This is a genomic window from Streptomyces sp. NPDC004721 (genome assembly GCF_053601495.1).
This window is the reverse complement of record NZ_JBSGBZ010000004.1, coordinates 90,839-116,409: the sequence shown is the minus strand read 5'-3', so window position 1 is coordinate 116,409 and position 25,571 is coordinate 90,839. Positions and strand designations below refer to the sequence as shown.

24 protein-coding genes, 2 pseudogenes and 1 riboswitch are annotated in these 25,571 nt (G+C 72.4%); of the genes and pseudogenes, 8 read left to right on the top strand and 18 right to left on the bottom strand.

Translation table 11 applies throughout. From position 1 onward, the window contains the following. Position 1: 1 nt before the first annotated feature. Together ACWEK3_RS04810 and ACWEK3_RS04805 are read right to left on the bottom strand one after the other, a co-directional pair. Positions 2-484, bottom strand: coding sequence for a GNAT family N-acetyltransferase (locus tag ACWEK3_RS04810; RefSeq protein WP_361417594.1), 483 nt, complete (start codon positions 482-484; stop codon positions 2-4). Between the two features lie 54 nt (positions 485-538). Continuing rightward, positions 539-712, bottom strand: coding sequence for a hypothetical protein (locus ACWEK3_RS04805; protein ID WP_141355952.1), 174 nt, complete (start codon positions 710-712; stop codon positions 539-541). 443 nt (positions 713-1,155) lie between these two features. Between ACWEK3_RS04805 and ACWEK3_RS04800 the strand changes: the two genes are divergently transcribed. Further along, the gene (locus ACWEK3_RS04800) at positions 1,156-1,584 is read left to right on the top strand and encodes a hypothetical protein (protein ID WP_365416991.1); all 429 of its coding nucleotides are present in this window, start codon (positions 1,156-1,158) and stop codon (positions 1,582-1,584) included. Positions 1,585-1,627: 43 nt separating this feature from the next. Here the strand turns inward: ACWEK3_RS04800 and ACWEK3_RS04795 are convergent, their stop codons facing one another. The 6 genes from ACWEK3_RS04795 to ACWEK3_RS04770 all read right to left on the bottom strand — a co-directional run bounded on the left by ACWEK3_RS04795 (position 1,628) and on the right by ACWEK3_RS04770 (position 10,417). Continuing rightward, on the bottom strand, positions 1,628-3,103 hold the full coding sequence (locus ACWEK3_RS04795; RefSeq protein ID WP_450541707.1) for an SDR family NAD(P)-dependent oxidoreductase: 1,476 nt from the start codon (positions 3,101-3,103) through the stop codon (positions 1,628-1,630). Positions 3,104-3,206: 103 nt separating this feature from the next. Next, complete coding sequence (locus ACWEK3_RS04790) at positions 3,207-4,565, bottom strand: wax ester/triacylglycerol synthase family O-acyltransferase (protein ID WP_450541750.1); 1,359 nt, start codon at positions 4,563-4,565, stop codon at positions 3,207-3,209. Between the two features lie 168 nt (positions 4,566-4,733). Further along, a complete protein-coding gene (locus ACWEK3_RS04785) occupies positions 4,734-7,064 on the bottom strand; it encodes a GH92 family glycosyl hydrolase (protein WP_453248935.1) in 2,331 nt (776 codons plus the stop codon). Positions 7,065-7,203: 139 nt separating this feature from the next. Continuing rightward, positions 7,204-8,424, bottom strand: a complete 1,221-nt coding sequence (gene glgC / locus ACWEK3_RS04780) for a glucose-1-phosphate adenylyltransferase (protein WP_450541711.1) — start codon at positions 8,422-8,424, stop codon at positions 7,204-7,206. 57 nt (positions 8,425-8,481) lie between these two features. Continuing rightward, positions 8,482-9,633 (bottom strand): glycogen synthase, encoded by a 1,152-nt coding sequence (gene glgA, locus ACWEK3_RS04775; RefSeq protein ID WP_450541713.1) that lies wholly within the window; start codon positions 9,631-9,633, stop codon positions 8,482-8,484. A 40-nt stretch (positions 9,634-9,673) separates the two neighbouring features. Further along, positions 9,674-10,417 carry a (2Fe-2S)-binding protein gene (locus tag ACWEK3_RS04770; protein WP_450541715.1) on the bottom strand — a complete coding sequence of 248 codons (744 nt, stop codon included), beginning with the start codon at positions 10,415-10,417 and terminating at the stop codon, positions 9,674-9,676. Between the two features lie 241 nt (positions 10,418-10,658). Here ACWEK3_RS04770 and ACWEK3_RS04765 point away from each other — a divergent pair, with 241 nt between their 5' ends. Continuing rightward, positions 10,659-11,777, top strand: a complete 1,119-nt coding sequence (locus ACWEK3_RS04765; RefSeq protein WP_453248934.1) for a DMT family transporter — start codon at positions 10,659-10,661, stop codon at positions 11,775-11,777. A gap of 84 nt (positions 11,778-11,861) precedes the next feature. Here the strand turns inward: ACWEK3_RS04765 and ACWEK3_RS04760 are convergent, their stop codons facing one another. Then, positions 11,862-13,031 (bottom strand): transglycosylase family protein, encoded by a 1,170-nt coding sequence (locus ACWEK3_RS04760; RefSeq protein ID WP_453248933.1) that lies wholly within the window; start codon positions 13,029-13,031, stop codon positions 11,862-11,864. Positions 13,032-13,259: 228 nt separating this feature from the next. On the opposite strand from ACWEK3_RS04760, the gene ACWEK3_RS04755 reads away from it, so the two are divergent. Beyond that, positions 13,260-13,457 (top strand): hypothetical protein, encoded by a 198-nt coding sequence (locus tag ACWEK3_RS04755; protein ID WP_361417566.1) that lies wholly within the window; start codon positions 13,260-13,262, stop codon positions 13,455-13,457. Then, the gene (gndA, locus tag ACWEK3_RS04750) at positions 13,454-14,893 is read left to right on the top strand and encodes an NADP-dependent phosphogluconate dehydrogenase (RefSeq protein WP_453248932.1); all 1,440 of its coding nucleotides are present in this window, start codon (positions 13,454-13,456) and stop codon (positions 14,891-14,893) included. The genes ACWEK3_RS04755 and gndA overlap by 4 nt, the downstream gene beginning before the upstream one ends. Before the next feature lie 759 nt (positions 14,894-15,652). On the opposite strand, the gene ACWEK3_RS04745 is transcribed toward gndA, so the two are convergent. The 3 genes from ACWEK3_RS04745 to panD are packed head-to-tail and all read right to left on the bottom strand — an operon-like array spanning position 15,653 to position 17,111. Next, positions 15,653-16,321 (bottom strand): aspartate/glutamate racemase family protein, encoded by a 669-nt coding sequence (locus ACWEK3_RS04745; protein WP_453248931.1) that lies wholly within the window; start codon positions 16,319-16,321, stop codon positions 15,653-15,655. A 7-nt stretch (positions 16,322-16,328) separates the two neighbouring features. Continuing rightward, positions 16,329-16,673, bottom strand: coding sequence for a GNAT family N-acetyltransferase (locus ACWEK3_RS04740; RefSeq protein ID WP_450541725.1), 345 nt, complete (start codon positions 16,671-16,673; stop codon positions 16,329-16,331). 18 nt (positions 16,674-16,691) lie between these two features. Beyond that, positions 16,692-17,111: an aspartate 1-decarboxylase gene (panD, locus tag ACWEK3_RS04735; protein WP_450541727.1), complete on the bottom strand. Its 420-nt coding sequence runs from the start codon at positions 17,109-17,111 to the stop codon at positions 16,692-16,694. Between the two features lie 461 nt (positions 17,112-17,572). On the opposite strand from panD, the pseudogene ACWEK3_RS04730 reads away from it, so the two are divergent. Together ACWEK3_RS04730 and thiI are read left to right on the top strand one after the other, a co-directional pair. Further along, positions 17,573-18,121: pseudogene (locus ACWEK3_RS04730) on the top strand (hypothetical protein). Positions 18,122-18,224: 103 nt separating this feature from the next. Continuing rightward, positions 18,225-19,502: a tRNA uracil 4-sulfurtransferase ThiI gene (thiI, locus tag ACWEK3_RS04725; protein WP_450541729.1), complete on the top strand. Its 1,278-nt coding sequence runs from the start codon at positions 18,225-18,227 to the stop codon at positions 19,500-19,502. A gap of 67 nt (positions 19,503-19,569) precedes the next feature. Here the strand turns inward: thiI and ACWEK3_RS04720 are convergent, their stop codons facing one another. Next, complete coding sequence (locus ACWEK3_RS04720) at positions 19,570-20,646, bottom strand: enoyl-CoA hydratase/isomerase family protein (RefSeq protein WP_453248930.1); 1,077 nt, start codon at positions 20,644-20,646, stop codon at positions 19,570-19,572. Then, a pseudogene (locus ACWEK3_RS04715) lies at positions 20,643-20,822 on the bottom strand (acyl-CoA dehydrogenase family protein); the annotation flags it as partial. The pseudogene ACWEK3_RS04715 and the gene ACWEK3_RS04720, both read right to left, overlap by 4 nt. Positions 20,823-20,915: 93 nt before the next feature. Here ACWEK3_RS04715 and ACWEK3_RS04710 point away from each other — a divergent pair. Continuing rightward, positions 20,916-21,836 (top strand): cobalamin-binding protein, encoded by a 921-nt coding sequence (locus tag ACWEK3_RS04710; protein WP_450541733.1) that lies wholly within the window; start codon positions 20,916-20,918, stop codon positions 21,834-21,836. Positions 21,837-21,867: 31 nt separating this feature from the next. Here ACWEK3_RS04710 and ACWEK3_RS04705 read toward each other — a convergent pair whose 3' ends face one another. Together ACWEK3_RS04705 and ACWEK3_RS04700 are read right to left on the bottom strand one after the other, a co-directional pair. After that, positions 21,868-22,266, bottom strand: coding sequence for a (2Fe-2S) ferredoxin domain-containing protein (locus ACWEK3_RS04705; protein WP_453248929.1), 399 nt, complete (start codon positions 22,264-22,266; stop codon positions 21,868-21,870). Between the two features lie 60 nt (positions 22,267-22,326). Next, a riboswitch (cobalamin riboswitch) is annotated at positions 22,327-22,449 on the bottom strand. Positions 22,450-22,521: 72 nt separating this feature from the next. Then, entirely contained in the window at positions 22,522-23,304 is a 783-nt protein-coding gene (locus ACWEK3_RS04700) for an Fpg/Nei family DNA glycosylase (protein WP_453248928.1), read from the bottom strand. Positions 23,305-23,688: 384 nt separating this feature from the next. Between ACWEK3_RS04700 and ACWEK3_RS04695 the strand changes: the two genes are divergently transcribed. Then, positions 23,689-24,336 carry a hypothetical protein gene (locus ACWEK3_RS04695; RefSeq protein WP_453248927.1) on the top strand — a complete coding sequence of 216 codons (648 nt, stop codon included), beginning with the start codon at positions 23,689-23,691 and terminating at the stop codon, positions 24,334-24,336. 198 nt (positions 24,337-24,534) lie between these two features. Here ACWEK3_RS04695 and ACWEK3_RS04690 read toward each other — a convergent pair whose 3' ends face one another. Both ACWEK3_RS04690 and ACWEK3_RS04685 read right to left on the bottom strand, forming a co-directional pair. After that, the gene (locus tag ACWEK3_RS04690; protein ID WP_450541737.1) at positions 24,535-24,717 is read right to left on the bottom strand and encodes a DUF397 domain-containing protein; all 183 of its coding nucleotides are present in this window, start codon (positions 24,715-24,717) and stop codon (positions 24,535-24,537) included. Next, complete coding sequence (locus ACWEK3_RS04685; RefSeq protein WP_453248926.1) at positions 24,714-25,535, bottom strand: helix-turn-helix domain-containing protein; 822 nt, start codon at positions 25,533-25,535, stop codon at positions 24,714-24,716. The genes ACWEK3_RS04690 and ACWEK3_RS04685 overlap by 4 nt, the downstream gene beginning before the upstream one ends. Positions 25,536-25,571 lie beyond the last annotated feature (36 nt).

Here is a 25,571-nt window from a genome sequence, read left to right as displayed (position 1 = left end):
TCTAGAGGGCCCGGTACATGATGTGCAGGCCCACCAGGCCGTGCCGGGGGTGCTCGAACGCCTCCGGCACCGTGCCGAGGATCCGGAAGCCGAGCGAGGTCCACAGCCCGACGGCGGGGTTGGTCTCCACTACGGCGTTGAAGACCATCGCCCGGTAGCCGGCGGCCGTCGCGGCCTCGAGGACGTGTTCGGCCAGGGCGCGGCCGATGCCGCGTCCGGCCTGGTCGGGATCGACCATGAAGCCCGCGTTGGCGACGCCGGCCGCGGGACCGCCGTAGTTGGGGGTGACGTAGGCGGAGCCGACGACCGCCCCGGTGTCGTCCTCGGCGACGTACACGCGTTTGGCGGGGCTCATCCACAGGGCCCGGGCATCCTCCTCGGAGGTGTCCGGGCCCCAGGCGTAGGTCTCGGCGGCGGCGACGATCCGGTGCCAGAACGGCCAGATCCGCGGCCAGTCCTCGGCCGCGGCTTCTCTGATCAGCATGGGCGTGAGTCTGACACGCCCATGCGGTCGGCGATCGCGACGGGTTCCCGCCGGTCAGTCCACGCTGGGCAGGATGTGCGGCTCGGCCAGGTCGTCCTCGTAGCCCGCCAGGCGGATCGGGGCCGAGCGGGCCCACACGTCGAGGCTGCCCAGGTCCGCGGGCCGTCGGCCCGCGCGCTCCGTGCGTTCGTTGGGGCGCTGCTCGCGATTCGTCTTCTCCGGTGTCACCGCGCACTCCTTATGTGTCGGTCACCCTCGGGGCATGCGGCCGGTACGCACCGCGCCGCCCAAGCCCGCTCGGGTCTGGTTGGTATGCATCTCGGACGCGGTGGCGTCGACAACTGAGGTGCGAGCAGGCCGTGGTGCACCGGCTTGCCCCGGGACGGACCATGGGTGTGGATGGAACCCCTAGTCGCTGTCCGTCCACCCCAGATTAACCAAATGAGCGGCCCCCTGCTCGATGGGGCTGCAAAGAGCAGGTAACTATCTGACGTCGCGCGTGTTGATTGGACCACTTACAGGGCGATTTGTCGCATCATGTGCCGGGCGGGATTCATCCCTGAGGGCTACCCGGCACACCCGTGGGACCGTTCAGGTTCCGTTGGCCGCGCCGCAAGCTCGCCATGATCTGCTGACCCACCACGACGGCTTTCCCGCAGGAGGACCGACGCATGGAGCTGCGCAGCGCCGAGGAGCTCATGGACCTGCTGTACGCCTGCCCGCCCGATGCCCGCGCCCACGCCCTGCGCACCGCCGCCCTGCTGCGCCGGCATCATCCGGCCGACAAGGAGCTCCAGGTGGCGGGCCTGGTCCACGGCATCGGCCGGCTGTTGCGGCCGGGTGGCGGAACCGGTGCGTCCGACCCGGCGGCGGACGCGGTGCACGCACTGCTCGGCGAGCGCGTCTCCCGCCTCGTACGGCGGCACGCGGCGTCCGCCGACGGCCGTCTGCCCGACGAGTCCGACGAGGACGCGCTGTCGCTGCGCCAGGCGGCCGAGGAGGCCGGCGCCACTGGTTTCGACGCCGGCGTCCTGGAGGACTGGCGCACGGTCCTGGAGCTGCTCGCGGCGGGCAACTACCGGCTGCGGACCGTGGACTGACACGACGTCGGAACGGGGCCGGCCGGAGGGCCGCCCCGGCGGTTCACCACTTGCCCGGCGCGTAGTCCTTGAGGAAGACGCCGTACAGGTCCTCACCCTCCTCGCCGCGGACGATCGGGTCGTAGACGCGGGCGGCGCCGTCCACCAGGTCGAGCGGGGCGTGGAAGCCGGCCTCCGCGAGGCGGACCTTGTCGGGATGCGGACGCTCGTCCGTGATCCAGCCGGTGTCGACGGCCGTCATCAGGATGCGGTCCTTCTGGAACATCTCCTCGGCGCTGGTGCGCGTGAGCATGTTCAGGGCGGCCTTGGCCATGTTGGTGTGCGGGTGGCCGGCGCCCTTGTAGCCGCGGTTGAACACGCCCTCCATGGCGGAGACGTTCACGATGTAGGTGCGGCGGGCCGCGGCGGCCGCCATCGCCGGGCGCAGCCGGCTGATCAGGATGAAGGGCGCCGTCGAGTTGCACAGCTGGACCTCCAGCAGCTCCACGGGCGTGACGTCCTCCACCGCCTGGATCCAGCTGTTGGTGTCGTGCAGGTCGGGTACGAGACCGCCGGCGTCGATGGCCGTGCCCGCCGCGATCCGCTCCAGGGACGCCGAGCCGGAGACCAGCGCCAGGTCGGTGACGTCCTGGGCGGTGAGCGCGCCGCCGCCCGCCACCGGCAGCTCCGCGACCGCCCCCGAGCCGAACGTGCCGATCACCTCGGCCGCGGGCAGCTCACCGGCCGGCAGCGGGGCCGACTCGGCGGCGACCAGTTCGCTGTAGGCCTGCGGGGAGCGCCGTACGGTCTGGGCGGCGTTGTTGATCAGGATGTCCAGCGGTCCCTCGGCGGCGACCGAGTCTGCCAGGGCCACCACCTGGGCCGGGTCGCGCAGGTCGATGCCGACGATCTTCAGCCGGTGGATCCACTCGCCGCTGTCGGGCTGGGCCTTGAAGCGGCGGATGGCGTCGTTGGGGAAGCGGGTCGTGATCGTGGTGTGCGCGCCGTCGCGCAGTAGCCGCAGCGCGATGTACATGCCGATCTTGGCGCGGCCGCCGGTGAGCAGGGCGCGCTTGCCCGTGAGGTCGGCGCGGGCGTCCCTGCGGGCGCGGTTCTCGTCGGCGCACCGCGGGCAGAGCTGGTGGTAGAAGTAGTCGACCTCGACATAGCGGGTCTTGCAGACGTAGCAGGAGCGCGGGCGCTGGAGTATGCCCGCGATCTGCCCCTCCCGCGTCGCGGACGAGGGCAGGATGCCCTCGGTCTCGTCGTCGATGCGCTGCGCGGAGCCGGTGGCCGTGGCCTCCGTGACCGCCTTGTCGTTCGCGGTCTTGGCGGCCCGGCGCTCCTGGCGGCGGCGCTGCTTGACCGTGCGGTAGATGTGCGAGGTGGCCCGGCGCACGGCGACGGCGTCCGGGTGGTCCACCTCGATCCCGTCGAGCTCCTTGAGCACACCGAGGCACACGGCGAGGCGTTCGGGGTCGATACCGGGCCCGTACACCACTTCGTCCGTGGCCGTCGAGCCTGCGTCTGTCACCGTCATCGCGCTGCCGTTCCCTGATCACCCGTGCGGCGCTCCGACTCGCGTCCGCTTTCGAACAGGGGATTTTACGGCAGCGCCGGGCCCCCGGGCCAAACCGCGGTGATCAGGGTCCACAGACCGTGATCAGGGTCTCCACCTCCTCGGTCACGGCACGGGCGAGCCGGTTCAGGTCGGGCACGGCCCGCGCGTCGGCGACGAGCCCGTAGTGGACCTGGCCGCGGTAGGTGGAGATCGCGACGGCCAGGGACTGGCCGCGGGCCAGCGGCGCGAAGGGGTAGACCTCGGCCAGCGGATGGCCGCCCAGTTTCAGGCCGATGCCGGGCAGCGGCACGCTGGTGACCAGGATGTCGAACCACAGCCGGGCGGCCTGGGCGACCAGCGGTCCGCCGAGCCGGTGGCCGAGGGCGGGCACGTGGTCGGCGAGCAGCGCGACGGCGCCCGCGCCCCGGTTGGGCCCGGCGTCCTTGTTGCGGTCCATGGCGGTGCGGACGGCGCCGAGCCGGCGCAGTGGGTCCGGGTCGCCGACGGGGAGTTCCATCAGGTAGCCGGAGAGCCGGTTGCCCTGCGGGTGGGCGGTGCGCGGGCGGCGCCTGGAGACCGGGATCAGGGCGCGGGGCGCGATCCCCTCGGTGCCCTCGCCGCGCTCGTCGAGCCAGCGCCGCAGGGCGCCGGCGACGACCGCGATCAGCACGTCGTTGACGGTGCCGCCGACGGCCTTGCGGACCAGGTGCACGTCGTCGATGTCGACGACCGCGCCGGCGGTGCGGCGGGTTCCGGTGGGCTCGGCGGTGAGCGCCGGGGTGGACCGGGTGGCGAGGGACGAGCGGGCGACCGAGGCACCGATGTCCAGGGCGCGGCCCACGTCGGACAGGGCGCCGCGCAGCGCCTCGGGCAGCTTGCGGACGTCGGGCAGCGGACCGCGTGCGGGCGCGGCCGGACGGGGCCGCGAGGTGGGCATGTCCATGGGGTCCAGAACGGCCGCGGCGAGGGTCAGGGCGCGCAGGCCGTCGGCGAGGGCGTGGTGGAACTTGAACAGCACGGCGAAGGAGACGCCGTCCTCGCCCGGCAGCACGTGCGCCTCCCAGGGCGGGCGGTTGCGTGCCAGCGGGCGCTGCATGAGCCGGCCGGCCTCGGCGTGGAAGTCCGTGGCCGGGGCGTGCAGCCGGACGTGGTGGAGCGGGTCGAAGCCGGGGTCGGGTTCGCGGGCGGCGCCGCCGAAGCCGAGCGGGCGCAGCGCCTGGGCGAGGGGCCGGCGCAGGTCGAGCGGCCGCCACACGTCCCTGATCCGCATGTGCAGGCCGGGCACGGCGGCCGCGCGGGCGGCGAGCAGGTCGGCCGCGTGCGCGCCGGCGGTCGGCGAGTGGGCGGAGAAGACCCCGAGGGCGCCGAGGTGCATGGGGTGGTCGGCGGACTCGATGTTCCAGAACGCCAGGTCGAGGGGAGCGAGCAGGTCGGGAGTCAATGGCTTGCCTCGCATCGGCGATGGGTGGGTACGCAGTCAACCGCCCTCGACTGATTACAGTCAAGTACGATCAAGCTACTCTCAGTTAACAACAGATTAAGTCGGACCCATGAAGAAAGGGGTGGGACACATGGGGCCTTTGAGGTCACTTCGGGGCCGCTGCGGGTGTCACCGCAGGGCGGGTGGCGCGGCCTGCGCGGACGTGCCCCACGCCGAGGGCCGGGGTCCCACGGTGTAGCTCAGGGTGCCGAGCGACCGCAGGGCGCGGGTGGTCAGATACGTCCGGTCGTGCGGTGCTCCGCCGGCCCGGACCGACTGGATGTACCGGTCCTTGCGCGAGGTGCCCGGCGCCGTGATGGTGAGGCCGCCGCGCGGGTAGTAGCCGCGGTCCAGGCGCAGGTCGACACGTTCGAAGACGGGCGTGGACAGGCCCCAGGTGGGATAGCCGGGCTGGACGGGGAACAGGCCGATGGAGGCCAGCACGTTCCAGGAGGACATGGTGCCCAGGTCGTCGTTCCCGCTCAGCCCGGCCGGCTCGTCGGTGAACAAGGTCAGCGCGGCGTGCACCACGTCGGTGGTCTTCCACGGCTGCCCCGTCGACAGGTAGGTGTACGGCGCGGCGAGGTCCGGCTCGTTCATCGGGTTGTACTTGTCGGCGTCGTAGTAGGCGTACGGCCCGCTGACCCACGTCTCGCGGCCGGTGCTCTCCGGGTCCTTCAGCAGGTCGGCGTAGGCGAAGAGCGCGTCGAGCCGCGCGTTGGCGGCGCGCCGGCCGCCGATCAGGCGCACCAGGCCGGGCAGGTCCTGCGGCACCAGCCACTGGTACTGCCAGGACGTGCCCTCGTGGAAGCCGACGCCACGGGCCGGGTCCGCCGGTCCGGTGAAGGCGCCGGAGGCGTCGCGGGCGCGGAAGAAGCCGGTGGCGGGGTCGAACAGCTCGCGGTAGGCGCGGGAGCGGGCGGCGTACCGCGTGGCGTCCCCGTGGTGGCCGAGGGCGCGGGCCATCCGGGCGAGCATCGCGTCCGACAGGGCGTACTCCAGGGTCGCCGACGCGCCGAACGCGTAGTCGGAGTGACCGGGCTTCGCGGGCTCGTGGCCCTTGCGGTACGGGACGTAGCCGCGGGCGAGGTAGTCGCGGTTGGCGTCGCGGCCCACGGCCGGGGAGTCGGCGGGCGGCACCCCGTCGGCGTTCCGCCTCAGCGCCCGGTAGGCCCGCTCCTCATAGCCCGTCAGCAGGCCCTGTTGGTAGGCGTTGGTCAGGAACGGGGTGACCGGGTCGCCGGTCATGACGTTCGTCTCGACGGTGCCGTAGCCCCACTTGGGCAGCCAGCCGCTCTCCTCGGCGACCCTGATGACCGAGATCGCCATGTCCCGGGACTCGCGCGGCGCGAGCAGGGCCAGCAACGGGGCCTGGGTGCGGTAGGTGTCCCACAGCGACCAGTTCTGGTAGTAGGTGAAACCCCGCGCGCGGTGGATCCGCCCGTCCCAGCCGGTGTAGCGGCCATCTGCGTCGCTGCCGGTGTTCGGCGCCAGGAACGAGTGGTACAGCGCCGAGTAGAACGTGCGGCGCAGGACCGCGTCGCCGCCCCGGACGCGTACGTCGGCCAGCCGCCTCTCCCAGGACCGCCGGGCCGCGCCGCGCACCGCGTCGAAGGAACGGCCGCCCTCCGCCGCCAGGTTGCCCGCCGCGCCGGCCGCGTCGACGTAGGACAGCGCGGTCGTCGCCTCCACCGTGCGGTCCTCGGTGGTGTCGAAGCGGACGTAGGCGCCGCCGTGTCCGGTTCTGGACCCCGCCGTGACCCTGGTGCCGTCCCAGGTGCCGTACGCCGTGAACGGCCGGTCGAAGCGGGTGACGGTGTAGACCGTGTAGGGCCGGGTGTCCCGGCAGAAGCCGCGGCCCGTGATCGCCGTCCGCACGGTGCGGTCGTCCAGGATCTCCACCTTCGCGGCGACCGGCTTGTGCAGCGCCTGCGCCGCGTTGAGCAGGATGTTGGCCTTGCCGGTGGCCGGGAAGGTGTAGCGCTGCACCCCTGTGCGCGCGCTCGCGGTCAGTTCGGCGCCGATACCGCCGGTACCGGAGGACAGGCCGACGCGGTAGTAGCCGGGGCTCGCCCGCTCGGTGTCGTGACTGAAGGCGGCCGCGTACTTCGCGTAGTCCGTCCGAGTGACGTCACCGGTGGTCGGCAGCACCGGCAGGTCGCCGCCGATGCGGCAGCCGACGCCGGAGAGGTGGACCAGGGAGAAGCCGCGGACGCGGTCCTGGCCATGGTCGTAACCGGTGCTGTGGCCGGTGTCCGGCGAGAGCTGCACCATGCCGAAGGGCACGGCCGCGCCGGGGAAGGTGTTGCCCTCGTTCGCGGTGCCGATGAACGGGTCGACCAGATCGGTGAGCCGGTCGTCGCGCGCTTCGGCGGCCGGTGCGGCGACGGGAGCGGCGGTCAGCGCGAACGCTGCCACCGCCCCCGCCGCGCACAGGCGCGGGCGCCGGGTCCATCTCATGCAGGAAGACCTCCGAAGGAGACGTCACTGCCTGCATGATCCGGTCTGAAGGCCGGTCAGTCCGGCAACCGGCGGGTGTCGCGCGCGACGCGTCGCGGATCGGCGCCCCGTGCGCGGGCCCCGGACGCGCCGCGTCGGGCTACGGGACCAGCTGTCCCTTGCCGAGAGCGATCACACCGCCTTGCGAGACGGTGTACAGCTCGGCGTCCCGCTCGGGGTTGACGCCGATCGTCGCGCCGGGCGGCACCTCGACGTTCTTGTCCAGGACCGCGCCGCGCACGATGGCGCCCCGGCCCACCCGGACGTTGTCGTGCAGCACCGAGCCCTGGACGACCGCGCCCGGGTCGACCCGGACGCCCGGCGACAGCACGGAGCGGGTGACCTGCCCGCGGATCAGGCAGCCGGCGCTGATGATCGACTCGCCCGCGATCCCGCCCGCGTTGAACCGGGCCGGCGAGAGCTGACCCGAGTGGGTGTAGATCGGCCAGTCGCGGTTGTAGAGGTTGAACGCGGGGCGCTCGGCGATCAGGTCCATATGGGCCTCGTAGTACGCGTCGAGCGTGCCGACGTCCCGCCAGTAGCCCTGGTCGCGGCTGGTCTCGCCGGGCACGTGGTTGGCGCCGAAGTCGTACAGCTGCGCCTCGCCGCGGGCGGTGAGCTGGGGCAGGATCGAGCCGCCCATGTCGTGCACCGACCGGTCGTCCTCCGCGTCCCGCTGCAGTGCCTCGATCAGCACCTTGGTGGAGAACACGTAGTTGCCCATGGAGGCGAAGACGCTCTGCGGGTCGTCGGGCAGCCCCGGAGGGTCGGCGGGCTTCTCCAGGAAGCGCTGCACGGTCTGCCCGTCCGAACCGGGGGTGATCACCCCGAACGACGACGACTCGGCGCGCGGCACCCGGATGCCCGCGACCGTCACGCCCGCGCCGCCCTCGATGTGCTCCTTGACCATCTGCCGCGGGTCCATGCGGTAGACGTGGTCGGCACCGAACACCGCTACGTATTCGGGCTGTTCGTCGTGGATCAGGTTGAGCGACTGAAGGATCGCGTCGGCGCTGCCCAGGTACCAGCGGGGTCCGAGCCGCTGTTGGGCGGGGACCGGGGTGATGTAGTTGCCGAGCAGGCTGGACATCCGCCACGTGGTGGTGATGTGCCGGTCCAGCGAGTGCGACTTGTACTGCGTCAGCACGCAGATGCGCAGGATGTCGCCGTTGACGAGGTTGGACAGGACGAAGTCGACGAGCCGGTAGGTGCCGCCGAACGTGACCGCTGGTTTGGCGCGGTCCGCGGTCAGCGGCATCAGCCGTTTGCCCTCTCCGCCCGCGAGGACGATCCCGAGGACCGAAGGTCCACCACGACGCATGGCCGCTCCCCTCACCAGGTTGCCTCCCCCCTGCACCTGAGCAGGAGGGATAGAGCCCTAAGCCTGTCCGAGGATCTCCTCGTAGAGCCGCACGGTGCGCCGGGCGACCGCGTCCCAGCCGAACTCCTCCACCGCGCGCCGTCTTCCGGCCTCACCCATGCGGCGGGCGCCGTCCCGGTCCGCGAGCACCGTGTCGAGTGCGCGGGCGAGCCCCGTCTCGAAATCGTCGTCCACCGGCACGAGTACTCCCGTCCGGCCGTCGTCGACCACCTCGGGGATCCCGCCGACCCGGGAGGCCACGACGGGCGTGCCGCACGCCATCGCCTCCAGGTTGACGATGCCCAGCGGCTCGTAGACCGAGGGGCAGACGAAGGCGGCGGCGTGGGTGAGGAGCTGGATCACGTCCGGGCGCGGCAGCATCCGTGGAATCCAGTGCACGCCGTCGCGGGTCCGGCTCAGCTCCTGGTAGAGGTCCCGGAACTCCCGGTCGATCTCCGGTGTGTCGGGCGCCCCCGCGCACAGCACCACCTGCGCGGCCGGGTCGATGTCCCGTACCGCCCGCAGCAGATGGGGCACGCCCTTCTGCCGGGTGATGCGGCCGACGAACAGCACGTACGGGCGGTCCGGGTCGAGGCCGACGCGGTCGAGGGCGTCCGTGCCGTGGTCCGGCCGGTAGAGGGTGGTGTCGATGCCGTTGTGGATGACGTGCACCCGGGCCGGGTCGAGCGCCGGGTAACAGCCGAGGATGTCCTCGCGCATGGCGCCGGAGACCGCGACGACCGCGTCGGCGGACTCGATCGCGGTGCGCTCGGCCCAGCCGGACAGGGCGTAGCCCCCGCCGAGCTGTTCGGCCTTCCAGGGGCGCAGGGGCTCCAGGGAGTGCGCGGTCATCACGTGCGGCACGCCGTACAGCAGTTTGCCGAGGTGACCGGCGAGGTTGGCGTACCAGGTGTGGGAGTGGACGAGTTCGCGGTCCTGGAGCGCGGCGGCCATGGCGAGGTCGACGGAGAAGGTGCGCAGCGCGTCGTTGGCGCCGTCCAGCGCGGTCCAGGGACGGTGGCGTACGACGCCGTCGGCGCGGCCCTCGCCCCAGCAGTGCACCTCCAGGTCCACCAGCGGTCCGAGTTCCCGCGCGAGGAACTCGACGTGGACGCCCGCACCGCCGTACACGTCCGGCGGGTACTCCCGGGTCAGTAGTCCCACGCGCACCCGCAACCCCCTGGTCCGAAGCGGCCGGTCGCCTTCATGGTCACTCAGATGCGGCCCGTGGGGAAGAGCCCGGCACCCGGGTGAAGCAGCAATCCCCGCAGAGGCCGCCGCCGGGGACGCGGTAGTAGAGGCAGCAACTGCGCCGCCGGAAGCCGGTGCCGGCGCCGGTCAGCGTGCCGGCACCGGCGAGGAGGGGATGGGCGAGGAGCCCGGCGGCCAGCTCCCGGGCGTGGTCGCCGGCCGCGATACGGCCGCTGTCGCGCACCCGGCTCTCCAGCAGGCGTGCCGCGGCCGCCAGCGCGGAGGCCGCGTTGCCCCGCAGCAGCCCGGGTGCGAGGCGGTACCGGGCGCGCAAGGCGGCCGCCAGGGGTTCGAGGTGCCCGTGCAGGACGACGTCCGCGACCGTCTCCGGGTCCGCCGGGCGGCCGCGCACCTCGGTGAGCCACAGGTCGTCCGGGGCGCTGCCGGCGGGGTCCCAGCGGATCAGGCGGGCGTCCAGGTCGGGGAGCCGCCCGTACAGCACGGCGCAGCCGAGCGCGGCCGACCACAGCCGGGCGGCGAGCGCCTGGTGCGCGACCGAGGCGGCGACCCGGGCTTCGGGGGCGCCGATGCCGTCGGCGACCCGGCGGACCCGAACCAGTAGGGGATGCCGGTCGGGATCGGCGGCGGCCGCGGCATAGGCCCGGGCGAGGGTGGGCAGTGGCCGGTGCGGCGGGGCGCCCGTGCGCAGGACGAAGAAGCCGCCGAGGTCGTTCAGTGCGGCGAGGCCGGGGGCGAGGTTCACGGGAAGCAGTAGTACCAAGGCCCGTCGAGCGGTGCGCAAGGGGTTCCGGCAGGGACTCCACGTCCTCTGTCGCCCACCCAGGGGAGGACGGCGGGCGGGGCGTACTCCATCGGCAGTAGGACCTATTGACTGCTCAGGGACGACGACGGGAGGCGATCGGCACGGCAGGGTGGACAACCATGGAAGCCGACCGTTCGTCGCACCGGGGTCGCCGCCCCAGCCCCACGCGGAGGTGCAGCTCATGAGCGCCCTCGCGCTGTCCGTGCTGCTGTCCTTCGTTTCCGCCGTGGCCTACGCCGGCGGTGCGATCGTCCAGGAGCGGGTCGCGGTGTCCTCCCCCGGCGAACGGTACGCGCCGCTGCGCCGGCCCGCCTGGTGGGCGGCGCTGATGCTGAACGGTCTCGGCGGGCTGCTGCACGTGGTGGCCCTGGCCTGCGGCCCGCTCAGCCTGGTGCAGCCGCTGGGTGCCCTGACCATCGTGTTCGCGCTGCCGATGGCGGCGCTGTTCGTCGGCCGGCGGGCCGGCGCCGCCGCCTGGCGCGGCGCGATCATGGCGACGGTGGGGCTCGCGGGTCTGCTGTCCCTGGTGGGCACCTCCGAGGCCCAGTCGCTGACCACCGCACAACGCGGGGGCCTGGCCGTGGTGACCGCCGGTGTGGTCGCGGCGCTCACGGTCGCGGGCCGGGCGGCGCACCGGCATCCGGCGGTGCGCAGCGTGCTGCTCGCCACCGGCTCCGGCATCTCCTTCGGCATGTCCTCGGTGTTCACCAAGACCGTCACGGTCGACTTCACCAACGGGATCGCGGCGTCCGAACTGCCGTCCCTGGCCGCGATAGGCGTCCTGGCCACGGCCGGGATCCTGCTGTCGCAGGCGTCGTACCGGGGCGGTGGCCTGGCGGCGCCGCTGGCCACGCTGACGGTGGTGAACCCGGTGATGGCGGCCGCGGTCGGGCTCACGCTGTTCGGCGAGACCTTCCGCTACGGCACGACGGGCACCGTGCTCGCCCTCGGCTGCGGTGTGGTGGCCGCGGGCGGGCTGATCCTCCTGACGACCGAGCGCATCGAGCGTACGGCTCCGGTCGTGGTGACCGGGACCGGGCAGATGCCCGCCGGGAAGGCGTCGCCCGCCGAGGCGGTGTTGTCCGCCGAGGCGTCCGGGGCCTCCGGGCGGGGCGTGCGGGTGGACGCGGTCGTCGTCCCGGTCCCACCGGCGGCGCGGGAGGAGCACCCCGCGCAGGGCGAACCGCCGCTCATCCTCGGCCTGTTCTACGGCGCCCCGTGCTACGGCCGGCAGTTCTACGCGAACCCCTGCGTTCCGGTGCCCGTGCCCGACCGGCACGAGTCCCGCGTCGGATCCTGACCTCCGGCGCCCGGACCTGGGTACGGGTACGGGTGCGGACACGGGTCCGGCTCTGGATACGGGACCCGGTCCAGTTGCGGCGGGTCAGATAGTGACGCCGCGGGCCCGCAGATAGGCGAGCGGGTCGACGTCGGTGCCGAAGCCGGGCCCCGTGCGCACCTCGAAGTGCAGATGCGGTCCGGTGACATTGCCCGTGGCCCCCGAGCGGCCGATGCCGCGCCCGGCGGCGACCGACTGCCCGGCCCGCACGGATATCGCCGACAGGTGGCCGTACTGCGTGTAGTGGCCGTCGGCGTGCCGGATGACCACCTGGTAGCCGTAGGCGCCGCCCCAGCCCGCGCTGACCACCCGGCCGGCCGCGGCCGCCTTCACCGAGGTGCCGGTGGGAACCTCGAAGTCGACGCCGGTGTGGTAGCCCTTCGACCAGTGGGCGCCAGTCGCGTGGTAGGGCGTGCCGACGCTGCCGCCGACGGGGGCGACGAGGGTGTGCGGGGTCGCGTGGGGCCGGGACTTGGGCGCGCCGACGGCGGGCTTGGCCTCTCTGGCGGGGCGCGTGGCGGTGGACGGCTTGCGGTGCGGCTCGGCCGTCGTACGCGACTTGGGCACGGCCAGCCGCTGACCCGGCTGGATCAGGTTCGGGTCGGCGCCCACGGTCGTGCGGTTGGCGGCGTACAACTGCCGCCAGCCGCCGGAGACATGGCGCTCCTCGGCGATGCCGGAGAGGGTGTCGCCGCGGACCACCTTGTACATCTCGGCGCTGCCGGCCCGCGCCTGCGGCGCGGTCTGCGGCCGTACGTCGACCTCGCGGGCGGAGCTCTTCGCACTGCGCACGGTCCGCTGCCCGGCCGTGTCCGGGTGGACGTCGGGGGCGCCGCCGCCGCGGGCGAGACCGGCCCGGGTCGAGCACACCGGCCAGGCACCGGGTCCCTGCCCGTCGAGCACCTTCTCCGCGACGGCGATCTGCTGGTCCCGGGTGGCCAGGTCCGCGCGGGGCGCGTACCGCGTCCCGCCGTACGCCTCCCAGGTGGACCGGGTGAACTGGAGCCCGCCGTAGTAGCCGTTGCCCGTGTTGATGTGCCAGCTGCCGCTCGACTCGCAGGCCGCCACCTTGTTCCAGGTGGAGGCGTCGGCGGCGTGCGCGGCTCCGGCGCCGATGAGCGGAATGGCCATCCCGGCGCCGCCCGCCGTGACGGTGAGCGAGGCGCGGTTGATCCTGTTCGGCTGGTACCGGCGGTGCCGGCCGCGTACGGCCATCTCAAGCCCCCTCGACATGCGTCAGGAGGGGCGAAAGTAACCGCCGCGAACAGGCCGTGACAAGACGGCTATCGGCCGGTTCGTCACTCCAACTGGCCGGTCGCGGCGCCTGATTGGCCGGATTCGCGAGCCGTGCGCTGAGCCACTGGGCCCCCGCCGCGCGTATGGAAGGGTGCCGGGTCCGGATATGCGCGCGCCGTACCGGCACGTCAGGATGGTCGAAAGGGTATGAACGGCGATACTGGCGGGCACGGACGGCGCGACGGACGGAAGGCCGACGACGAGACCGACGGCGGAACCGGCGGCGGACCGGCCGTCAGCGGCACCGACGGCGGCACCGGCGGCGGACCGGCCGACGGCACCGGCGGCGGGGCCCCAGCGTCCCACTTGATGATTCACCGGATTTTCGAGGAGCAGGCGGTATGAGCACTACAGCCCAGATCGGCGTCACGGGACTCGCGGTCATGGGCCGCAACCTCGCCCGCAATTTCGCGCGCAACGGCTACGCGGTCGCACTGCACAACCGGACGGTGGCCCGGACGCACGCCCTGGTCGAGGAGTTCGGGCACGAGGGGGACTTCGTCGCGGCCGAGACCGCGAAGGAGTTCGTGGCGGCCCTGGAGCGGCCGCGCCGCCTGGTCATCATGGTGAAGGCCGGCGAACCGACCGACGCGGTGATCCAGGAGTTCGCCCCGCTGCTGGAGCCCGGCGACATGATCATCGACGGCGGCAACGCGCACTTCGCGGACACCCGGCGCCGGGAGCGCGAGCTGCGCGAGCAGGGCATCCACTTCGTGGGCACCGGGATCTCCGGCGGCGAGGAGGGCGCGCTGCACGGGCCGAGCATCATGCCGGGCGGCTCGAAGGAGTCGTACCAGTCACTCGGTCCGATGCTGGAGAAGATCTCCGCGAAGGCGAAGGACGGCGCGCCGTGCGTCACGCACGTCGGCCCCGACGGCGCCGGGCACTTCGTGAAGATGGTGCACAACGGCATCGAGTACGCCGACATGCAGCTGATCGGCGAGGCGTACCAGTTGCTGCGCGACGTGGCCGGGTACTCCCCCGCGCAGATCGCGGAGATCTTCCGCACCTGGAACACGGGCCGGCTCGACTCGTACCTGATCGAGATCACGGCGGAGGTCCTGTCCCACGTGGACGCGGCGACCGGCAAGCCGTTCGTGGACGTGGTGGTGGACCAGGCCGAGCAGAAGGGCACCGGCCGCTGGACGGTCCAGATCGCCCTCGACCTGGGCGTACCGGTCTCGGGCATCGCGGAGGCGGTCTTCGCCCGTTCCCTGTCGGGCCACGCCGACCTGCGGGAGGCCTCGCGCGGACTGGCGGGACCGAAGGCGTCCCCGCTGAGCGAGTCGGAGGCGGGCGCCTTCGCCGACCGGGTGGAACAGGCGCTGTACGCCTCGAAGATCGTGTCCTACACCCAGGGCTTCCACGAGATCGCCGCCGGCAGCGCGGAGTACGGCTGGGACATCGACCTCGGCGCGGTCTCCACCATCTGGCGCGGCGGCTGCATCATCCGTGCGGCCTTCCTGGACCGGATCCGCGCGGCTTACGACGCCCGCCCGGACCTGCCGAGCCTGCTGTCCGACGACACCTTCGCCCAGGAGATCGCGGCGGCCCAGGACGACTGGCGCGAGGTCCTGGTCGCCGCGACCCGGCAGGGCGTGCCGACCCCCGGCTTCTCGGCCGCCCTCGCGTACTACGACGCCCTGCGCGCCGAACGGCTGCCCGCCGCGCTCACCCAGGGGCAGCGGGACTTCTTCGGGGCGCACACGTACCGGCGGGTGGACCAGGACGGCTCCTTCCACACGCTGTGGGGCGGGGACCGGTCGGAGGTGACGGCGTAGAGGTTCCGCTTTCGCCTGCCGCCTCGGCCGGGAGTACGGGAGTAGCTGCGTAGCAGGCAGAAGACGGTGGGCGGCTGGGGAGCCGCCCACCGTCTTCCTGCGTTCGGGGGCGGGGCGAGGGGCGGGTACGCCTGGGTGGTACCGGGGTCGGGTCGGTACCGGGCGCGGACCGGGTCCCGGGTCGGGTCGGACGTCAGGTCAGGGGCCGGGTCCGGTCCCGAGGCCGGGTCAGGTCCCGAGGCCGGGTCCGGCGTCAGGTCAGGGGCGGTCCCGGCTCCGGGTTCGGGACCGGCTCCGGGCCCGGCGGGATCGGGGACGGCGGGGGCTCCGGAGGCAGAGGACTGGGCGGCGGGCTGGGGATCGGGCCCGGGGGCGTGGGCGGGATCGGGCCCGGTCCTGGCGGCGGGGCCGGGGGCGGGGGCGCGGGAGGCGGAGTCGGGCCAGGACCGGGTGGTGGGCCCGGCGGACCTGGCGGTGGGCCCGGCAGCGGCCCTGGTGCCGGAGGGGGTTCCGGGGCCGGGGGCGGCTCCGGTGTGGGCACGGGGTGCGGTTGCGGCTGCGGATGCTGGGGGTCCGGACCCGGCATGGGTGAGGGCGAGGTGGGGTCCGGGTACGGGTCGGTCATGGCGTCCTCCGGCCAGTCGGTCGACATCGGCTCTGGACTACTCCCCCACCTACCCGACCCCCGCGCCACCAGTCACCCGACGGGGGCACGGCGAGCAGCCGGGCGGACCCATGGGTGGCGGGCGGCCTGTTCGGCTACGCGGGGGTGTCGAGCGGTCGGGCGGGGCCGTGTCGTGCCGCGCGTGCCGCTGCCTCGAAGCCCGGTCTCGGGCTGGAGAGGACGGGGACCGCGGTCGTCGTGAGGTGCTGGGCGGGAGCCATCGAGGCCTGGGCGAGGACGATCGCGTCGGCGTGGGTGATCCGGTCGGCCACGGTGGCCACCTCACGCACGTATCCCTCGTTGTCGCCGGCCTCGAAGCGGGACCATGCGGCGTCGACGACCACGGGGCGGACGGTGACGGTGTGCCCGGCGCGGCGGGCCTCCTCCTCGATGAGCGCGGTGGTCGGCGCGAGGGTGCTCGCCAGCGCCGCGAGGAGGACCACCCGCGGCCCGGTGGCGACCGCGGCGGCCGCCATGGGGCGGTCCACCCGCAGCACGGGCACGGCGAGCTGCGCCGTCCCCGCCTCCTCCGCGACGCCCCCGAGGGTCGAGCAGGTGCACAGGACCGCCCTGGCTCCCTCGGCGACCGCCCTGCCGAGCACCGCCCCCACCGCGTCCGTCACCGCCGCCGGACCTTCCAGGCGGGCCCGGCTCAGCAGCTCCTCGTCGACGAAGTGCCGTAGCCGGAGGCCGGGGTGGGTCTCGTCGCGCAGCGCGTCGAAGACCGGGACGTGCACCGGCGAGGTGTGCAGCAGGGCGAGCATCGGCCGCTCAGAACCGTTCCGGGTGCGCCGCGAGCCACTCCCGCGCGGCACCCAGCAGCTCGGGGTCGGCCGCCGGGGCCTCGTCGCGGTGGCGTTCGGCCCACTTGACGACGTACGAACAGAGCGGGGCCACGGCGGCGCCCTCGCGCCCGGCGATCGCGTACAGCTCGCGCGTCAGCGAGCCCGCGATGCCCCGGCCCTCGTGGGCCGGCTCCACGATCGTGTGCACGGCTACCATCGCGCGCCTGGGCCGTTCGAGGACGAAGTACTCGATGCGGCCGACGACCGCACCGCCCTGCACTGCCTCGAGGCGTCCCGCCGTCCGGTCGTCGCGGATCTCGATGTCGCTCACGGTCACGCTCCTGGTCGGTCAGCTCGATACGGCCTGCGGGCTGCGCTCCTGGTCGGAACCCGGCACCGGCTCGGAGGCGTCGGCGCCGAGCGCCACCATACGGTTGTCCGCGTCGACGTGGACAACCCGCGGCTGAAGGGCCCGCGCCTCGGCATCGGTGACCTGGGCGTAGCTGATGATGATCACCAGGTCTCCGGGGTGCACGAGATGCGCGGCTGCCCCGTTGATCCCGACGACCCCGGCCCCGCGCTCCCCCTCGATGACGTACGTCTCCAACCGGGCGCCATTGGTGACGTCGACGATGTGGACGAGCTCACCGGGCAGCAGATCGGCGGCGTCGAGCAGGTCCGCGTCAATGGTCACGGATCCCACGTAGTGCAGGTCGGCCTGGGTGACCGTGGCGCGGTGAATTTTGGACTTGAACATGGTGCGCAGCATCGAACTACTCCTGAAGCTAGGCTCCCTGCCTGCGTTCTTGCAGGTCAAGGGCTGGCTCGACACCTTACAGCCAGTCTTGTGTCCGGGCAGCTCTCCCCAGGCTTCTCAGGAAATGGCGACCCAACGGGGGCCCTCGCCAACGGCCGAGATCAGCGTACGCAGCGACCCACGAAGACCTTCATGTCAGCCGGTCCGCCGGGCTCAGAGCCCGTGGCCGGCCCCGCTGGACTGCCGCGGCACTTCTTTGCCCGATCGCGGCCACGGCCTTCTTGAACTGGCGCGGACTCAGCCCGTTGAACTGGCGCGGACTCAGCCCGGTGAACGACCCCATCCGGACGGCTGCGAGGCCGTGATGACACCCACCACGTCGTGATCATCACATCGGGCCTGGCCCGACTCCGCGACGATCGGTGCCGCTACGCTTCCACCAGCGCAGCCGATATCAGCGTGGCAGGGGGGTCGTGAGCCGACCACTACTGTTCCTCGACGGGGACGGGCCCCTCAACCCATATGCGGCCAAGCCGGAGAAGCGTCCCGACGGCTACACCACGCTCAGAGTGCCCCGAGACAGTGGGACTCCAGAGGGCCATCGAGAACTCTCGCTCCGTCGGCACCACCTGCGGGTCTGGCTCAACCCGGAGCACGGACGAGCCGACTCGGCTACGAGCTGTGCTGGGCCACAACGTGGAGAGGGGATGCCAACCGGTGGATCGGTCCAGTGCTCGGCCTTCCTGGGACTACCCTTCGTCGACTTCGGCGACGCCTTGTTCCAAGAGCGCCCCGACGGGGTCCACTGGAAGACTCCTCCTCTGGTGGACTACGCCAACGGCCGTTCCTTCGCCTGGGTGGACGACGAACAGAGTGATCTGGACCAGGCGTACGTGACCACCCACCACCGCGCACGTGGACTTCTGCACCACGTCAACCCGCGGATCGGCTTGCGCGAGGACGACTTCCGGACCCTTGCCGACTTCGCCCGATCTTTGGGCACTTCACAAGCCACCGACTGAGCCTGTCCTGCCCATCGGACAGCTCTGTCCTGGGCTCCGCGATCATTGCGGGACAGGGAGGCCACCTGCGACGACGACGGGGCGCTCTGAGAGGCTCGCTCACATGTCCGACGATCTCCGCGTACCCACTCCCCGCGCCTCATCCGGTGCCGCCCCCGTCTCCCACGGCCCGTGCGTGCTGCTCAAGCACGGCGAGGTCTTCCTCAAGGGCCGCAACCGACACCGCTTCACCGAGCGGCTGCACGACAACCTGCGCGTCTCCCTGCGCGGGGTCGGCGGCTCGACCTGGATCAAGACCGCGCAGAACGTCACCGTGCTGGGCGGGCAGGTCCCCGTTGAGGCCCTGGTGGAGCGGGCCCGGCGGGTCGTCGGCTTCAACTCCGTCGAGCCGGCCGTACGGGTGCCCAGCACCCTCGACGGCATCACGGCGGCGGCGATCGACGCCCTGCGTGCCGTGAGCGGCGAGCGCCGGGGGCTCCGCTTCGCCGTGCGGGTGCGGCGGCGGGACAAGCAGTTCCCGCTGACCTCTTCCCGCATGGAAGTGTTCCTGGGGGCCCGGGTACTCGACGCCGTGCCCGCGCTGACGGTCGACCTCACCACGCCCGGCGTGACGCTGAACGTCGTGATCGACCACAAGGAGACGTACCTCTCCTGTGAACGCCTCCCCGGTCTGAGCGGGCTGCCCGTCGGGGCCAGCGGGCGGGCCCTGGTCCTGCTCTCCGGCGGCTACGACTCCCCCGTCGCCGCCCACCGGGCCATGCGGCGCGGACTGGCGTGCGACTTCGTGCACTTCAACGGCGCTCCCTACACGAACCCGTCGTCCGTGTACAAGGCGTACGCCCTGGCCCGTGAGCTGAACCGCTGCCAGCCGCCCGGAACCCTGCACGTCGTCGCGCTCGGCAAGGCGCAGAAGCAACTCGCCGTGGCAGGGGCCGGGCGGCTCCAGGTGGTCGCCCAACGCCGGCTGATGGTGCGCACCGCCTCCGCGCTGGCCGACCGTATCGGTGCCCAGGCGCTGGTGACGGGCGACAGCCTCGGGCAGGTCGCCAGTCAGACGCTGGCCAACCTGGTCGCGGTGGACGAGGCGGCGGCGCTGCCCGTACTACGTCCGCTGATCGGCTGGGAGAAGCAGGAGATCATCGACGAGGCCCGGTCCATCGGCACCGCCGGCATCTCGGTCCTCCCCGACGAGGACTGCTGCAGTCTGCTCGCCCCTCCCCGGGTCAGCACCGGGGCGCGGCTGCCACACCTGCGGTCGGTCGAGCAGCGCCTCGACCTGGAGGAGGTGGTCGAGGCGCTGCTCGGCTCGGCTCAGGTGCTCCGGCCCGGAGAGGACGAGGAGGCCCCGGTCTCCGGCGACGGCTGCCCGGCGCCTGCCTGACCGGGTGGTCGACGTGCCCCGGGCGAGGCGCCGATGTGCGCCCTTCCGAGGAACGCGACGGTCCTCCTCACCAGGCCGCCTCCGCGGTGGCGCCAGAGCCGGCGAGGCCCAGTTCACGGTCGCCGAGCGGGGCGAAGAAGCGGTTCACGTCGGCGTCGGTCACCTCGGCGAGGGTGTCGGGGGACCAGCGCGGGTCGCGGTCCTTGTCGATGACCTGGGCCCGGATGCCCTCCACCAGGTCGGGGCTGCTCAGGGCCGCGCAGGAGACGCGGTACTCCTGGTCGAGGACCGGCTCCAGCGATCCGAGACGGCGGGCGCGGCGCACGGCGGCCAGGGTGACCTTCACGGCGGTCGGTGACCTGGTGAACAGGGTTTCGGCCGCCTCCTTGGCGGCGGGCTCGCCGTGGTCGAGCAGCCGGCTCACGATGTCCTCGACCGTCGCGCCGGCACAGCAGGGGTCGATCCATTCCCTCTGCCTCTCCAACTCCCCTTCCGGCAGCGGTCGGGCATGGCGCGCCAGCACCTCCCGTACGGGCGTGCCGGCGAGGTCGTCGATGAGGGCCGGCAGGGCCGCTGACGGCACGTAGTGGTCGGCGAGCCCGCAGAGCACGGCGTCGCCGGCGCCGATCTGCGTACCGGTCAGCGCGAGATGGGTGCCCAGTTCCCCGGGGGCGAGGGCCAGCAGATGGGTGCCGCCGACGTCGGGTATGAAGCCGATGCCGGTCTCCGGCATCGCGATCCGCGAGCGCTCGGTGACGATGCGGACGCTGCCGTGCGCGGAGACGCCGACGCCGCCGCCCATCACGATGCCGTCCATGACGGCGACGTACGGCTTCGGATAGCGGGCGATACGGGCGTTGAGGCGGTACTCGTCGCGCCAGAAGGCGGCCGAGGCGGCGCCGTCCCCGTCGCGGACGTCGTCGTGGACGGCGCGGATGTCACCGCCCGCGCACAGGCCGCGCTCCCCCGCGCCGGTGACGACGACGGTCTCCACGACCGGGTCGTGCTCCCAGGCCGTCAGTGCCGCGTCGATGCGGCACACCATCTCGTGGGTGAGGGCGTTGAGGGCCTTCGGCCGGTTGAGGGTGATGTGGGCGGCCCGTCCGTCGGTGTGGACCAGGACGGGTTCCTCGGCGGCGGTCATCCGAACGCCTCCGTCAGGCCGCGGGCCACGATGACACGCATGATCTCGTTGGTTCCTTCCAGGATCTGTTGCACGCGCAGGTCAGGGACGATCTTCTCAAGGCCGTACTCGCCGAGGTAGCCGTAGCCGCCGTGCAGTTGGAGCGCCCGGTCGGCGGCCGAGTGGCCGGTGTCGGTTCGTGCGATCACGCCGTGCATGCCCTGCACGCCGGGCGCCGGAATCGCGGATCCGCGAGGTCCACGGGTCCCGGAGCCTCCTACAGTCGACGTATGCGCATCGTCTCCCTGCTGCCCGCCGCGACCGACATCGTCGCCGAACTCGGACTGTCGGAGCAGTTGGCCGGCCGTACCCACGAGTGCGACTGGCCGCCGCGCGAGGTCGCTTCGGTACCCGTGGTGACCGGGGCCGACCTGGACCAGGACGCGCTCACCAGCCGGGAGATCTCCGACGCCGTCGGCGGGTCGGCGCACTCCGGCTCGTCGCTGTACACGCTGGACACCAAGGCTCTGGCCGCCCTGCGCCCCGACGTGGTGCTCACCCAGGACCTGTGCGACGTGTGCGCGGTGTCGTACGAGAAGGTCAGCCGGACCGTGCGGCTGCTCGACGCCGACACTCGAGTCCTCAGCCTGGAGCCGCGCACGCTCGACGACGTACTGGACTGTCTGGTCACCGTCGGCGACCTGCTCGGCGTGCGCGAGCGCGCGCAGCGGCGCCGGGGCGAGTTGCAGGCGCGCCTCGCCCGGGTGCGCGACGCGGTCGCCGGCCTCGACCGGCCCCGGGTCGTGGCGATCGAGTGGCTCGACCCGCTGTGGCCTGCCGGACACTGGGTGCCCGAGCAGATCACCACCGCCGGAGGTGAGCCTCTCCTCGCCGCGCCCGGCGAGCACACCAAGCCGATGACCTGGGAGGCGGTACGCGCCGCACAACCGGACGTGGTCCTCCTCCTGCCGTGCGGCTTCCCACCTGAACGCACCCTGCGCGAAGCCGCGTTGCTCACCGCGCTGCCCGGCTGGACGGATCTGCCCGCCGTTCGGTCCGGCCGCGTCTGGGTGCTGGACGGGCCGTCCTACTTCAACCGGCCCGGCCCCCGCGTGGTGCGCGGCGCGGAGGTACTCGCCCAGGTCCTGCACGGTGTGCCGGCCGGCGAGGCGGTCACACCGGTCGAGGCCCGCCCGTTCCCCGGCCGGTGACGACGGGCCGGCCTCCTCGCGCGTGCGGGCTTCAGGAATCCGTGGCACGTCGTGGCGGTGTGATGGCGTAAAGGTCGAGGATGTCCGGCAGGGGAGCCACGCCCCGGCCTCCGGCGCGCACCCAGGCGACGATGTCCTCGGTCGCGTCCGCATCGTTGACGAGTCCGAGCCAGACCGGCCGCGCACCGGCGGCCCGGCCCGCGGTGGACGGCTGGACCACGATGACGTTCGCCTGCTCGCACACGTCGAGGCAGTCGGAGATGCGCACCGGCACCTCCGCTCGCAGCCGCGCGGTCTGCGCCGCGTGATCGACCCCGGTCACCTTGGGGCTGCCGCAGCAGCAGTCCCGGCACACGACGACCCGGCACGGCACCGAACCGCTCCCCGTCACGGCACCGCCCGGTGCCTCGTCCGTCGGCCTCTCGGGCACGCCGCACCACTCCCCTCCCGGGGAGATCCGCCCCGGTGTCGCTCGAGGAGGCGACCGCGTGAGTCTCCTGGCTCCCGGGTCTTCACTCGTCCCGCCTTCCCACCCCGGGCGGGGCAGTGGCCTTCCGGAACTCGCTCACCGGTCACAGTGGCGGGACCGCGCCGGATTCTCACCGGCTTCCTCGGACCGCCGTCGCCATTTGTCGCCGATCATCATCCCATTGCCGTTCGCTGACTTGAGAACGGCCCGCTTCGTTCATTTCTGGCACTGCGGGCACCAGACCGTGCGGCGGCCGCCGACGCGGTTCGAGCACAGAGGCCACCCGCAGCGAGGACACATCGGCTCGCTGTCGTCCCTGTGCCCGGTGAGCCAGGAGCGCCTCGGCGGCACGCACCCGGCGCGCACGGACGTCTCAAGGACCCGGCCCATCCCCTCATAGACACGCCGGATCTCGGTCTCGCTCAGGTCGCGCGCGGGAGTCCGCGGAGGGACACGGGCCCGCCAGAGGATCTCGTCGGACAGGAGGTTCCCGAGACCCGCGATCACGGACTGGTCCATCAGCGCGGTCTTGACGGCGCGCCGTCGTCCCGACAGCAGCTCCCTGAATTCCGGCGCGCGCACGGTGAGGGCGTCGGGACCGAGACCGTCCGTGATCCGTTCGATCTCCGTGTCGCCGGCCAACCGCACGCCCTGCAGCTTGCGTTGATCGCGATAGCGGAGGTGCCGGGAACCGTCGATCGTCAGCAGGACGCGGTCGTGCGCCTCTACCGGTTCGTCCGGGGAACAACACCGCAGCGACCCCGTCATGCCGAAATGCCAGACAAGGGTGGGACCGCCGTCGTCCGTCGGCACGAACAACCACTTTCCCTGCCGCCACGCCTCCCCCAGTCGCCTGCCCACCAGCTCCCTCCGCAGCCGCTGTGCGCTGACACCGCGCAGAACCCCCGCGTCCCGCACCTCGACGTCCGTGACACACCGGCGCCGGCCGCAGGTCATCAGCACCTCGCGGAATCCCTCGACATCCGGCAGTTCGGGCATGCGTTCGTCCCGGCTCTTCGTCGTACGGTCGTCAGGCCGCCACACGCGGTGACGGGTACCCGTGGAGGGCGAGCCCACGCGCTCGGCACTCCGCATCCGGGCGTCATGCCTCCGATCGGATGATCGCCGGTTTGACGGACGGCTCGACCGGGATACCCATGGCCCGTGATCCCGTCCAAGGTCGACGACACGCTGCCCGAGCTGGCTCCCTTCGTCCACGCCGTACAGGGCCGAAGGCCCGACGACGGCACGTGGTGCGAGGCGTGGACGGTGCCGGCTACTGAGCCATCGTTGCTTTTGGGCTGACCCGGCCCACGGCCTAGCGGCGCTTCACCCAGCGGGTGTGGCTGCCACGGCGAACAGCCCCTCGTAGGGTGGACCGTCATGGCCGAGTCTCACCCGCTGCTGGGCATGTTCCTCGATGCTGCCGACGGCCGCTTCCCGCCTGCAGACGGCCGCGTAACAGTTCTTCCGCCTCTGCCGGGTGGGCTGGAGTGCTCGGTCGCCTTCACCGGGCACGCCGTGGTCGCCACCGCCCTGTCCACTTCCGACATCCAGGCTCAAGGACCCGACGGTTACGGGGCTTCAATGGCTCCTGATTTCCTGTGCTACCTCGCAGGTCGTGAGGGGTGGATCGACAGTGTCGACGCGACACTCGTTGCGCGTGGCGTGCCGGCCCCTCGCCGCCTGCCTGAACGTCTTGACGTCGATGACCACCCGCGCGTTCGTCATGCTCAGGCTCTGCGTACTGACGTCCGTGTCTACGGAGATGAACGCGGCCTTGTCACACTGGCCGGTGGCCTGGCTGGGCGGCGCGAGATGAGCATCGAACTCAACGACCCTGGTAGCAGCACGGCTGGGCTCGGTCGCTCCCTGCTGCGTGACGCGCTCACCTTGCTCCCCGCCGGTGAGCCGGTTTTCGCCGCTGTCGCCCCAGGCAACGCTCGATCCCTTCGAGCTTTCCTCGCGGCTGGTTACAGCCCCCTGGGCAGCGAGGTCATCATCCGTCCCAAACGGCCGGCCTCGGGGTAGACCCGCATCCGCGCCCAGACCCTGGGCTGATCCTCGCCCAAGAGCGGGGCCGGGTCACCGTTTCCGCCAGGGCAGCCCAGATCAACATGGCCGCGCCGATGCCGAGCATGGCCAATACCCAGGGGTTCAGCAGCGCGTCCACCGAACCCCCCGCTCGTCGTCTGATGCAGTCCGCCTCCGGCGTCCTGACGCGTCGCACTACACCACGAGACCGAGGAAATCCGCCCACGCCGAGGAGGCGACCTCGAATCGCGGCCCGTCGCTCTGCTTGGAGTCGCGTACGTGTACGGCACTGGGGGCGTGTGCGACTTCCACGCAGCTGTCGCCTTCGGACCCGCTGTAGCTGCTCTTGAACCAGTCCAGCTCACGGTTGGTGTTCATAGCGCTCCTCGCATCCGCTGCAACAACTCCGCCGAGTCCGCGGGGGACAGGGCCTGCGAGCGCATCTTGGCATAGCGCATCTGCATGACGCTCACCGCTTCTCGGTCGGAAACCAGCTGCCCGGTCTTCTGCCCTTCCGAGTACCCCAACCACTGACGCTCCGGGGTCTCCAGAAGCTGCATCGGCCCGTCCGTACCCGCGTGGTGCGGCTGCCGCTGCGGCATGATCTGCAGCTCCACGTTCCACGGTTCCGTGCGGACGAGGAGGTGGTCGAGCAGTTCTCGGGTGACCTCCTCACCTCCCGTGTGCCGCAGCAGTACCGACTCCTCGACAATGAAACTGAACGCGACCGGCGGCCTGCGCGTCAACAGTTCCTGCCGCGCCAGCCGGGCGGCGAGCCGCTCCTGGAGCTGCTCCTCCGTAGGCGGAGGCGGCACGTTGAGCATCACCGCCCGCGTGTAGGCCTCGGTCTGGAGCAGCCCCGGCACGACCCGGCACTCGTACGTGCACAGGCTGACCGCCGTCTCCTCCAACTGCGCCCACTCCCGGAACCAGACCGCCAGCCCCCGCTGCCGCCCCACGTGCCGGGCCACCGCGCGCAGCACACCGAACGACTCCAGCGCCTCCTCGGCCCGTTCGACGAAGAGCGCGGTGGGCATCCGCCGGCCCTGCTCGACAGAAGCGACTGACGCATGCGAGTAGTTGAGCCGTTCGGCCAGCTGTTCCTGCGTCAGCAGGGCCCGTTCACGGAAGACCTTCAGGGCCGCCCCGAACGCCTTCATACTGCCGGACGAATCAAGCGCACTGCCACTTGCCATGAATGACGACCCCCTTGTCACACCCGCGTCACCTCT

Excerpts from the sequence above, each read along its gene's own strand:
- gndA (WP_453248932.1), top strand. The coding sequence starts at position 13,454 with ATGAGCACTACAGCCCAGATCGGCGTCACGGGACTCGCGGTCATGGGC.
- ACWEK3_RS04765 (WP_453248934.1), top strand. The coding sequence starts at position 10,659 with ATGAGCGCCCTCGCGCTGTCCGTGCTGCTGTCCTTCGTTTCCGCCGTG.
- ACWEK3_RS04695 (WP_453248927.1), top strand. The coding sequence starts at position 23,689 with ATGGCCGAGTCTCACCCGCTGCTGGGCATGTTCCTCGATGCTGCCGAC.
- ACWEK3_RS04760 (WP_453248933.1), bottom strand. The coding sequence starts at position 13,031 with ATGGCCGTACGCGGCCGGCACCGCCGGTACCAGCCGAACAGGATCAAC.
- panD (WP_450541727.1), bottom strand. The coding sequence starts at position 17,111 with ATGCTGCGCACCATGTTCAAGTCCAAAATTCACCGCGCCACGGTCACC.
- ACWEK3_RS04745 (WP_453248931.1), bottom strand. The coding sequence starts at position 16,321 with ATGCTCGCCCTGCTGCACACCTCGCCGGTGCACGTCCCGGTCTTCGAC.
- ACWEK3_RS04710 (WP_450541733.1), top strand. The coding sequence starts at position 20,916 with ATGCGCATCGTCTCCCTGCTGCCCGCCGCGACCGACATCGTCGCCGAA.
- glgC (WP_450541711.1), bottom strand. The coding sequence starts at position 8,424 with ATGCGTCGTGGTGGACCTTCGGTCCTCGGGATCGTCCTCGCGGGCGGA.
- thiI (WP_450541729.1), top strand. The coding sequence starts at position 18,225 with ATGTCCGACGATCTCCGCGTACCCACTCCCCGCGCCTCATCCGGTGCC.
- ACWEK3_RS04700 (WP_453248928.1), bottom strand. The coding sequence starts at position 23,304 with ATGCCCGAACTGCCGGATGTCGAGGGATTCCGCGAGGTGCTGATGACC.
- ACWEK3_RS04685 (WP_453248926.1), bottom strand. The coding sequence starts at position 25,535 with ATGGCAAGTGGCAGTGCGCTTGATTCGTCCGGCAGTATGAAGGCGTTC.
- ACWEK3_RS04785 (WP_453248935.1), bottom strand. The coding sequence starts at position 7,064 with ATGAGATGGACCCGGCGCCCGCGCCTGTGCGCGGCGGGGGCGGTGGCA.
- ACWEK3_RS04810 (WP_361417594.1), bottom strand. The coding sequence starts at position 484 with ATGCTGATCAGAGAAGCCGCGGCCGAGGACTGGCCGCGGATCTGGCCG.
- ACWEK3_RS04720 (WP_453248930.1), bottom strand. The coding sequence starts at position 20,646 with ATGACCGCCGCCGAGGAACCCGTCCTGGTCCACACCGACGGACGGGCC.
- ACWEK3_RS04800 (WP_365416991.1), top strand. The coding sequence starts at position 1,156 with ATGGAGCTGCGCAGCGCCGAGGAGCTCATGGACCTGCTGTACGCCTGC.
- ACWEK3_RS04755 (WP_361417566.1), top strand. The coding sequence starts at position 13,260 with ATGAACGGCGATACTGGCGGGCACGGACGGCGCGACGGACGGAAGGCC.
- ACWEK3_RS04690 (WP_450541737.1), bottom strand. The coding sequence starts at position 24,717 with ATGAACACCAACCGTGAGCTGGACTGGTTCAAGAGCAGCTACAGCGGG.
- ACWEK3_RS04795 (WP_450541707.1), bottom strand. The coding sequence starts at position 3,103 with ATGACGGTGACAGACGCAGGCTCGACGGCCACGGACGAAGTGGTGTAC.